This window comes from Yoonia sp. (assembly GCF_036770585.1).
Lineage (GTDB): Bacteria > Pseudomonadota > Alphaproteobacteria > Rhodobacterales > Rhodobacteraceae > Yoonia.
This window is the reverse complement of record NZ_DAIPIW010000086.1, coordinates 1-9,659: the sequence shown is the minus strand read 5'-3', so window position 1 is coordinate 9,659 and position 9,659 is coordinate 1. Positions and strand designations below refer to the sequence as shown.

General features: G+C 64.8%; 9 protein-coding genes. 2 read left to right on the top strand and 7 right to left on the bottom strand.

Features of this window, described 5'->3' with window-relative positions:
- Positions 1-113 precede the first annotated feature (113 nt).
- Positions 114-824, top strand: a complete 711-nt coding sequence (locus V7N12_RS12425; RefSeq protein WP_333714921.1) for a hypothetical protein — start codon at positions 114-116, stop codon at positions 822-824.
- Here V7N12_RS12425 and der read toward each other — a convergent pair.
- The 5 genes from der to V7N12_RS12400 form a co-directional block, all read right to left on the bottom strand.
- Complete coding sequence (gene der / locus V7N12_RS12420) at positions 811-2,256, bottom strand: ribosome biogenesis GTPase Der (RefSeq protein ID WP_333714920.1); 1,446 nt, start codon at positions 2,254-2,256, stop codon at positions 811-813. The genes V7N12_RS12425 and der overlap by 14 nt on opposite strands.
- A gap of 47 nt (positions 2,257-2,303) precedes the next feature.
- Positions 2,304-3,605 carry a PQQ-like beta-propeller repeat protein gene (locus tag V7N12_RS12415; protein WP_333714918.1) on the bottom strand — a complete coding sequence of 434 codons (1,302 nt, stop codon included), beginning with the start codon at positions 3,603-3,605 and terminating at the stop codon, positions 2,304-2,306.
- A 20-nt stretch (positions 3,606-3,625) separates the two neighbouring features.
- The gene (locus tag V7N12_RS12410) at positions 3,626-4,282 is read right to left on the bottom strand and encodes a hypothetical protein (protein WP_333714917.1); all 657 of its coding nucleotides are present in this window, start codon (positions 4,280-4,282) and stop codon (positions 3,626-3,628) included.
- 106 nt (positions 4,283-4,388) lie between these two features.
- Positions 4,389-6,236, bottom strand: coding sequence for an ABCB family ABC transporter ATP-binding protein/permease (locus V7N12_RS12405; protein ID WP_333714916.1), 1,848 nt, complete (start codon positions 6,234-6,236; stop codon positions 4,389-4,391).
- A gap of 66 nt (positions 6,237-6,302) precedes the next feature.
- Positions 6,303-7,490, bottom strand: coding sequence for a LysM peptidoglycan-binding domain-containing protein (locus tag V7N12_RS12400; RefSeq protein WP_333714915.1), 1,188 nt, complete (start codon positions 7,488-7,490; stop codon positions 6,303-6,305).
- Positions 7,491-7,682: 192 nt separating this feature from the next.
- Between V7N12_RS12400 and V7N12_RS12395 the strand changes: the two genes are divergently transcribed.
- Positions 7,683-8,237, top strand: coding sequence for a TIGR00730 family Rossman fold protein (locus V7N12_RS12395; RefSeq protein WP_333714914.1), 555 nt, complete (start codon positions 7,683-7,685; stop codon positions 8,235-8,237).
- Here V7N12_RS12395 and V7N12_RS12390 read toward each other — a convergent pair.
- Together V7N12_RS12390 and V7N12_RS12385 are read right to left on the bottom strand one after the other, a co-directional pair.
- Positions 8,226-9,203, bottom strand: coding sequence for a threonine ammonia-lyase (locus tag V7N12_RS12390; protein ID WP_333714913.1), 978 nt, complete (start codon positions 9,201-9,203; stop codon positions 8,226-8,228). The two genes, V7N12_RS12395 and V7N12_RS12390, sit on opposite strands and share 12 nt — an antisense overlap.
- Positions 9,204-9,273: 70 nt before the next feature.
- A partial coding sequence (locus tag V7N12_RS12385; RefSeq protein WP_333714911.1) for a superoxide dismutase occupies positions 9,274-9,659 on the bottom strand: 386 nt, incomplete at its 5' end.

Here is a 9,659-nt window from a genome sequence, read left to right as displayed (position 1 = left end):
GCGGTGGTCGAGAATGGCCAGCAGGCGGATGGTGCGGTCGATCTGCCGCAGGTGCTGCACCCCTACCTGCAGGGGGCCACGCACATCAGCGCCGATGGGCGGTTGGTCTAGATATGGGACGGTATTACGCACTGATCACATTGGTTCTGACGATCACCTTTGTCGTCTCGCCCGCCCTGACCAGCCCTTTCAGCGGCTTTCGTGCCGATCAACTGCCGATCCCGCAGATCGAGCCGCCGATCCAGCCCGCTGGCTACGCCTTTGCGATCTGGGGGCTGATCTATGGCTGGCTTGTGGTCTCGGCCGTCTATGGGATCGCCAAGCGGAAGACCAATCCGGCGTGGAACCGTGCCCGCCTGCCGTTGATCGTCAGTCTGGGCGTCGGCACGCCGTGGCTCGCCATCGCAAACGCATCGGCCGTCTGGGCCACCGTCACGATCTTCATCATGGCGGCAGGGGCGATCATGGCCCTGCTGCGCGCCCCCGCCAAGGATCATTGGTGGTTCAAGGTGCCTGTCGGCATCTATGCCGGCTGGCTGACGGCTGCGTCTTTCGTCGCATTAGGCAGCACGGCAGCGGGCTATGGCGTGCTGACGGACGCCACTGGCTGGGCCTATATCGGGATCACCGGCGCGCTGGTCGTCGCGACGCCGGTCATCCTGCGCACTGCCGCACCCTCATACGCGCTGACGGTGATCTGGGCGCTGGTCGGCATCATCGTCGCCAACCAATTGGACCTATGGGGCGTCTCGGCCCTTGCCGCCCTTGGCATTGTCGCATTGCTCGGACTGACGCTGAGGGCCCGTGCCGCTACCCCTTCTTGAGGTGCTTTGACAGGCGCGAGGGCTGGGACGACTTCTTGTCCTTATAGGGGTTCTTGTCGCCCTGATCGCGCAGATAAAGCCGGATCGGTGTGCCCGGCATGTCAAAGTCGGTGCGCAACCCGTTGACAAGATAGCGTTTATAGCTCTCCGGCACCATGTCGGGATGCGAGGTCATCACGACGAAAGCCGGTGGCCGCGTCTTGACCTGCGTGGCATAGCGCATCTTGATCCGCTTGCCACCCGGGGCCGGTGGCGGGTGCTGTTCCAGCATCCCCGTCAGCCAGCGGTTCAACTGCGCTGTCGTCACGCGGCGGTTCCAGACCTCATGCGCGCGCATGATCGCCTGCTGCAAGCGGTCCAGCCCCTTGCCCGTCTTGGCCGAGACCGTGACCAGCGGCGCGCCGCGCAACTGCGGCAGCAGACGCTCGAAACTGTCCTTCAACTCGCGCAGCTTGTCCTGCTTGTCGTCCTCGGTGTCCCATTTGTTCACCGCGACGACAACCGCCCGCCCCTCGCGCTCGGCCAGATCGGCGATGCGCAGGTCCTGCTGTTCGAAGGGGATTTCCACATCCAGCAACACGACCACGACTTCGGCGAACTTGACCGCCCGCAGACCATCGGACACCGACAGCTTTTCCAGCTTTTCTTGCACCTTGGCCTTCTTGCGCATGCCTGCGGTGTCGAAGATCCGCATCGGCACATCGCCCCAGTCCGTCAGAACCGAGATCGCATCGCGGGTGATCCCCGCTTCGGGGCCGGTCAGCAGGCGTTCTTCGCCGATGATCTTGTTGATCAGCGTGGACTTGCCCGCATTGGGACGGCCCACCACGGCAATCTGCAAGGGGCGCGCGCGGGTCGGGACGCGGGCCGTATCCTCGTCGTCGTCGCCGACATCGACGTCCGTTTCGGGCGTGTCGGCCTCGGCCTGCGCGGCCTTGCCTTCGGCGATGGGCAGCAGCGCGTTGTAAAGATCGACCAGCCCCTCGCCGTGTTCGGCCGACAGGCGGATCGGCTCGCCCAGCCCAAGGGCATAGGCTTCGAGGATCGTGGCATCCGCCGTCCTGCCCTCGGCCTTGTTGGCGGCAAGGATCACATTGGCGTTCTTGCGGCGCAGGATATCGGCGAAAACCTCGTCCGCGGGCAAAAGCCCGGCCCGCGCGTCGATCATGAACAGGCAGACATCGGCCATCTCGACGGCACGTTCCGTCAGGCGGCGCATCCGGCCTTGCAGGCTGTCATCTGTCGCCTCTTCCAGACCGGCGCTGTCGATCACGGTAAAGCGCAAATCGGCGATCCGGCCCTCGCCCTCGCGCAGGTCGCGCGTCACCCCGGGCTGGTCATCGACAAGCGCCAGCTTCTTGCCGACCAGACGGTTGAACAAGGTGGACTTGCCCACATTCGGACGCCCCACGATGGCAAGGGTAAAGCTCATGAACCGGCTCCTGACGGATTAGACCCGCCCGATACACCAATGCCGCGTCAACGGAAAGCGTGGAGTTGCCCGTCCTTGCTGACGACATAAAGCGTGCCGCCCGCAATCACCGGACCCGTAGCGGACCCGCCCGGTAGCGCGGTCTGGCCGATCAGATTGCCCGAAACGGGATCGAAGGACCGGATCAGCCCATCCGACGAGGTGACGACCAGCCGCCCACCGGCCAGAACCGGACCGAAGTGGCTGAAGACGCTGCGCTGGCGGCGGGTGTCTTCCTCGTCCTCGAAACGCGGCAGGGCGACGCGCCAGACGGCCTCGCCGGTGGCGGCGTTCAAACGCACAAGTTCGTTGATGTCATTGAGCAGGAAGACCGCATTGCCGACCGGCCAGACCGGGCTGACAGTCCCGTCGCGGGCCGTCCACAGCCGTTCGCCACTGTCGAGATCGAAGGCCACGGTCCGCCCGCCGAAGTTGCCGACATAGACACGACCATCCGCGATCACGGGATCACCCGAGATATCCGTCACCAGCGAGGTCGCACTGCCCAGACGCGCGCCCGAGACGACCGACGACCACCGCTCGATCCCGCCAAGCGGATAGGTCGCCAGAACCTCGCCCGAAGGGAAAGGGAAGACCACATAATCACCCGATACGGCCGGTGCGGCGCTGCCTGCGAAATTCGCGACCGATGGCGCACGCGACCGCTGCCAGGCGATGCGCCCATTGCCGATGTTCAGGGCCCATGCGGTGCTGTCACGTCCCACCACATAGACAAGATCGCCACGCACCGTCGCCGGCGCAACCGCGGGCGCATCGAGGTCCTGCACCCAGCGGGTCTCGCCTGTCGCTGCATCAAGGGCCGAAAGCGCGCCGAAGCCGGACGAGACGAAAAGCAGACCGTCGCTGACAGTCAACCCGCCCCCCGAGGCGTCATCGTTGCCGTCGCGGCGCGGGGTCAGGTCGCGCGTCCAGACTGTGGCACCTGTGGCAGCAGAGCTTGCCGTCACCCGCGCCCGCGCATCCAGCGTGTAGACAATGCCGCCCGCCACGACCGGATGGGCGGTGATGCGCGCGCGGTCGCTGTCGCCTTCACCGATGGGAACGCTGAAAACCGACGCAAGCGTCGAACCCAGCGCCGGATGCGCGATTGCATGGCTGGCCGACCCGTTCAGGTGCGTCCACTCGGCATTCTGACGCGCGGCAGGCAGGCTGATCGGCGCGGCCACGTTCTGGGTCACTGTCTCGGGGCGGATGTCGAAGCGGTCTCCGGGCAGGATGATTTCATCCTCGCCACAAGCCGCAAGAAGCGTCAGGCCAAGAACTCCGGCAACGAGGGCTTTTACGGTCACGGCAGTCACATCCAATCCGGCTACTGGTTGACGGGTTCGGGCAGCGGATCACCCAGCGCCACCATGAGGGTCTGGGCCCGTTCACGCAACCCGCGTGTCGCCTCGGCCGCCTCGTTGATCTGGCGCAGGATGGTCAGCGCAGCTTGCCTGTCGCCGGTCTCCAGCGCCAGAAAGGCAAGCTGTTCCTGCGCCAAAAGGGCAAAGGGGCGACCGGGCGCTGAAATCGCCTCGAGGCTGGCGCGGCGGGTGGCAAGATCACCGGTCGGCAGCATGGCCGCCTTCAGCGTGGCAAGGTCGCGGTAGAGGTCGGGAATACCTCCAGCCGTGGCCAGTTCCGCAAGCGTTGCGGCGGCAGCGGCGTCATCGCCTGCCTCTTGCTGTGTCGCGGCCCGCAACAAAAGGGCGACAGCGGCGGATGCGCCCGTCGTCTCGATCCCGGCCATCGCCGCGGCGCGGGCCTGCGGATCGTCGATCACAAAGGCCGCAAGCAAGGCGTCGCCCGTGGCTTCGGCGGCGGCGCGCGCCTGTGCCGCGCGATATTCGTTGAAGGCCGCCCCGCCGACCAGCGCAAGCACCACGACCACCGCGATCCAGCCATAGCGCCGCAAATAGCCGTAAAGCTTTTCGCGGCGGACCTCTTCGGTGACCTCGTTGATAAAACTGTCGCTGTCGCTCACCTGTCGCCCCCCATCAAGGCTGGATCAAATCCGGTTGGCCGCGTTCATATCGTGAAGGCGGCGGGATGAACAAGAGCGATGCGACCCGCAGAACGGTTATTCGCCATCACGATTGCTTCGCCTGCTGTTCCGCCACAAGCTCGGCTTCCTCGGACTGGCGGTTCCACAGATGCGCATAGCGACTGTCGCGGGCAATCAGATCATCATGTTTGCCCTCTTCGACGATCACGCCATTCTCCAGCACCACGATCCGGTCGGCATCGGCAATCGTCGAGAGCCGATGCGCGATGGTGATCACCGTGCGCCCCTCGCCCATCAGTTTCAGTTCGGCCTGAATCTCCAGCTCGGTCTCGGTGTCCAGCGCCGATGTCGCCTCGTCCAGAAGCAGGATCGGCGGATTCTTCAGCAGGGTGCGGGCAATGCCCACGCGCTGCTTCTCGCCGCCCGACAGCTTCAGGCCCCGCTCGCCCACCGTTGTTTCGTAACCATCGGGCAGGCTGGCGATGAAGTCGTGGATCTTCGCCGCCCGCGCCGCCGCGATGATCTGGTCATGGGATGCGTCGGGGCGGCCATAGGCGATATTGTAGCGCACCGTGTCGTTGAACAGGACCGTATCCTGCGGCACGACACCGATCTGCGCGTGCAGGCTTTCCTGCGTCACGTCGCGCACATCCTGCCCGTCGATCAGGAGGGCCCCGCCGCCGACGTCATAAAAGCGGAACAAAAGCCGGCCAATTGTGGACTTCCCCGACCCGGACGAGCCCACAATCGCCACCGTCTCTCCCGGGGCCACATCCAGATTGATCCCCTTGAGGATGGGGCGCGCGTCGTCATAGCCGAAAACAACGTCCTTCATCGTGACCCTGCCCCCGCTGACCTGCAACGCTTTGGCATCCGGCTTGTCCGTGACCTCGGCCGGTTGGCCCAGAAGGTCGAACATATCGCCCATGTCGATCAGCGCCTGCCGGATCTCGCGGTAGACAGTGCCGAGAAAGTTCAGCGGCATCGTGATCTGGATCATATAGGCGTTGACCATGACGAAATCGCCCACGGTCAGATCGCCCTGCTGCACGCCGATGGCGGCCATGACCATCACCGCGACCAACCCGCCGGTGATCAGGAAAGACTGGCCGAAGTTCAGGAAGGCCAGCGAATAGTTGGTGCGGATCGCGGCCACTTCGTAATGCGCCATCGCGCTGTCATAGCGGTCGGCCTCCCAGCGTTCGGCCCCGAAATACTTGACGGTCTCGAAGTTCAGCAGGCTGTCGATGGCCTTCTGGTTGGCGTCGGTGTCCTGATCGTTCATTTCCTTGCGGATCTTCACGCGCCACTCGGTCACCTTGAAGGTGAACCAGACGTAAAGCGCGATGGTCACCACGACGACGGCCAGATACCAGACGTCGAAGAGAAAAAAGAGAACCACCGAAATCATCAAGAGTTCCAGCACCAGCGGCCCCATCGAGAACAAAAGGAACCGCAAAAGGAAATCCACGCCCTTCACCCCGCGCTCGATGATGCGCGACAGCCCCCCCGTCTTGCGGGTGATGTGATAGCGCAGCGACAAACGGTGGATATGGGTAAAGGTTTCCAGCGCCAGTTGCCGCAACGCCCTTTGCCCCACCCGCGTGAAGATCACATCGCGCAACTGCTGGAACCCCACGGTCATCAGCCGCGCCATGCCATAGGCCAGTGTCAGCCCGACAGCACCCAGCCCCAGAACAGTCGCGGCCTCGGCCCCCTCGGGTGCCAGCGCATCGACCGCCTGCTTGTAGAAAATAGGTGTGGTGACCGCAATCACCTTGGCCAGAACCAGCACCGCAAGCGCGATGACCACCCGCTGCTTCACCCAGCTCTGACCCTCGGGCCACAGGTAGGGGATCACCCGCTTGATGACAGTCCAGCCCTGAATGCGGGCATCGTCGAGATTGGTTTGGGTTTTCGTCAGGCTACGCATGGGGTCTCCGGTCTGCGGTGCCCATAAATAGGGACCCGCGCCGGATAAGACCAGACGGAAGCGACCTTATTCGGTGACGCCCGGGATGCGGAAGATCTGGCCCGGATAGATCAGGTCGGGATCGCGGATTAGGTCGCGGTTGGCCTCGAAAACCTCGACATAGAGGATGCCCGACCCAAGGGTCGCCTCGGCGATGGCCCAAAGCGTCGATCCCGGCTGCACGGTGCGCACGGCGACCTCGAACCCTTCCTGCGCGGTCTCCTCGGCCAGAACGGCGGCGACCTCGGCGGGTTCTTCCCGTTTGAACGGCGTTTCGATCCGCGAGACCACGGTGCCCACGGTATCGACCTCGTCCACGCGCAGCGTATAGACGCCGGTGTCGAGGCTGGGCAGATCGAGCCGCCAGTCCCCGGCGGTGATCGGTGCGGCGGCCAGAGGTTGGTTGTCGATATAGACCTGCACTTCGCCCTGATCCGAGGTCGCACGGCCCGAAAGCTGCACCTCGCCCTGCGCGTCATAGGTGATCGCATCGAGCGCCACGTTGTCGGTCGCTGCGGCCTGCGCGCCCTGCACCACGCGGACGCCTTGCGCGTCGGCCTGCAAGACGGTCGGCGGGGCGGCCGGCGTGGTCTCGACCAGCGGTGCATCATCGGGCGCGTCGGTCGCCGTTTCGGCGATCACGGGGACGGATGTATCGGCGGCTGTGATGTCCTCTGGCGTCGGGGTTTCGGCATCGGTCACCGGCGCTGCTTCCCCGACGGGTTCTGCCAGCACGGGACTGTCGTCGGTCACCGGTTCGACCTCGGCCAGAACAACGGGGGCCGCAATCGGGGCGACGATATAGCTGGTCAGGGATTCCACCGCCAAGCCATCAGGATCGGCCACAAGAAGCAGCCTGCGCGGCTGGTCGGACGGACCTGCAAAGCTGAAGGCCACGAAGGCCCCGATATCGTCGGCGGTCACCCGGTCGATCGCTTCGCCCGCAAGCACGATATCGACGATCTGCCCCGGCGCGGCGCGGCCCGCGATCACCATGCTGCCGTCGGTCTCGACGCGGAAGGTATCGAACGAGGGGGCAAGCGGTTCGGGCGGCGCGGGCGGCGCCTCGGCCACGACCTCGGGCAGGGTTTCTTCCGCGACGACTGACGGGGCGGTCGTTTCGGGCGCATCGGGCGCATCGGCAACCACGGGATCCTCAGGGGCAGTGGTCCCGGCCCCGGTTTCCAGTGAAACCTCTGTCTCGAGCAGTAACACGGACGCCGCGCCCACAAGGAGAACCGCAAACACAGCGCCAAGAAGGACCGATCTGCCCTTCGGAGTATCCTGTTCCGTCACGCCTTCGCCCCTATTGCAGCGCCTGTCACCGGCCGCCCCCACCGCATTCGGTTGAGGCAAGTTAGCAACGCCGCTATGACCCGTAAAGCAAGCACGGTAAAAGGAGCGCGAATGTCGGACAATCTCAAATCAGTGTGTGTCTATTGTGGCTCACGTGACGGGCGCGACGCGGCCTATGCAAGGGCCGCCGAGGCCACGGGCCGGATGATCGCGGCGAACGGCTGGCGGCTTGTCTACGGCGCGGGCGATGTCGGCCTGATGGGGCGTGTCGCCAAGGCCGTCCAAGAGGCGGGCGGCGCCACCTTCGGCGTGATCCCGACACATCTGCTGGACTGGGAGGTCGGCAAGCGTGATCTCGACCAGTTCATCGTCACCGAGACGATGCACGAGCGCAAGAAAGTCATGTTCATGAATGCCGAGGCGGTTGTCGTCCTGCCCGGCGGGGCCGGATCGATGGACGAGTTCTTCGAGGTGCTGACATGGCGGCAGCTCAAGCTGCACAGCAAGCCGGTGATCCTGTTGAATGTCGGCGGCTTCTGGGACCCGCTCATGACGCTTTTGGAACATATCGTCGAACAGGGCTTTGCCGGCGACGATATTCTGGCCTTCGTGCAGGTCGCAAGCGATATCGCCGAGCTGGAAAAGCTGCTGCGCTCAGACGTCTGACGCGCGCATCAGTTCGGCGTAGCGGGCAAGCGAGATATTCGATCCGCACGCCACGATCCCCACATGCCGCCCGGCAAGTCTGGTTCTCAGCGGCCCCAGAATGGCGGCGAGCGATGCGGCACAGGCAGGCTCGGCGGTGATCCGCAGGATGGTCTGGAAACGGTCCATCGCGCGCAGCATTTCGCCATCGTCGATCGTGACGATCGCGTCCACATGGTCGCGCGCCACGGCAAAGGTCATCGGCATGGCAAGCGGTGCGCCAAGGCTGTCTGCAATCGTCGCCACATGATCAAGCCGCACCGGCGCGCCGGCGGCAAGGCTGCGTGTCATGCTGTCCGCCCCGACAGGCTCGACCCCGATGACGGTCGCCTGCGGCCGCAGTTGCTTGATCGCCGCGGCCATGCCGCTGATCATCCCGCCGCCACCGACCGGAATGACAAAGGTGTCCACCTGCGGCGCCTGCGCCAGATATTCCGCCCCGCAGGTCGCAGACCCGAGGATCATGTGCTCTGCCTCGAAGGGGTGCATCAGGACGCGGCCTTGGTCTGCCGCCGCGTTCATCGCGGCAAAGGCGCTGGCCATGTCGTCGTGCAGGGTGACCGTCGCGCCCAGCGCCTTGCAGCCTGCGACGCGCGCGGGGTCGGTGGCACGCGGCATGCAGATCAGCGCATCCACACCCGCCGCCTGTGCCGCCCATGAGACCGCAAGCGCATGGTTGCCCCCGCTGGCGGCGACGACGCCTTTCGACCGCTCCACCTCTGGCAGGCCCGCGATCCCCAGATAGGCCCCGCGCGCCTTGAAAGACCCCGCCTGCTGGAACAGCTCCAGCTTCAGCGTCACGCTGGCGCAGTCCGGCAGTATCCCGTCCCAGCGGGCCGAGGCCAGCGGCAAGACCGGCGTTTCGATCACCCGCCCCGCAAGCGCCGCCTGCGCTGCCCTGATCCGATCCAGACTTGGTCCCGTCATCCCGTTCCCCGACAAAAAAGCCCGCAGGAGATGTCCCACGGGCTTTCGTGTTTGTCCAGAAGCGCGCCGCTTACATGCGGCTTGCGACGTTTTCCCAGTTGACCAGATGGTCGAGGAAGTTGGTCAGATAGGCCGGACGCTTGTTGCGGAAGTCGATGTAATAGGAATGTTCCCAGACATCGCAGCCCAGCAGTGCAGTCTGACCGAAGCAGAGCGGGTTCACGCCGTTTTCCGTCTTGGTCACGGCCAGCGAACCATCGGCGTTCTTGACCAGCCAGGCCCAGCCCGACCCGAACTGCCCTGCGCCTGCGGCCGAGAATTTCGACTTGAAGTCGTCAACAGACCCGAAGTTTTCGACCAGCGCCTTTTCCAGCTCTGGCGGCATCTTGCTGTCGCCCGGGCCCATCATCTCCCAGAACTGGTTGTGGTTCCACAACTGGCTGATGTTGTTGAAGA

Bases quoted from the DNA above. Each gene is read 5' to 3' on its own strand.
- V7N12_RS12425 (WP_333714921.1), top strand. From the start codon at position 114: ATGGGACGGTATTACGCACTGATCACATTGGTTCTGACGATCACCTTT.
- der (WP_333714920.1), bottom strand. From the start codon at position 2,256: ATGAGCTTTACCCTTGCCATCGTGGGGCGTCCGAATGTGGGCAAGTCC.
- V7N12_RS12405 (WP_333714916.1), bottom strand. From the start codon at position 6,236: ATGCGTAGCCTGACGAAAACCCAAACCAATCTCGACGATGCCCGCATT.
- V7N12_RS12395 (WP_333714914.1), top strand. From the start codon at position 7,683: ATGTCGGACAATCTCAAATCAGTGTGTGTCTATTGTGGCTCACGTGAC.
- V7N12_RS12390 (WP_333714913.1), bottom strand. From the start codon at position 9,203: ATGACGGGACCAAGTCTGGATCGGATCAGGGCAGCGCAGGCGGCGCTT.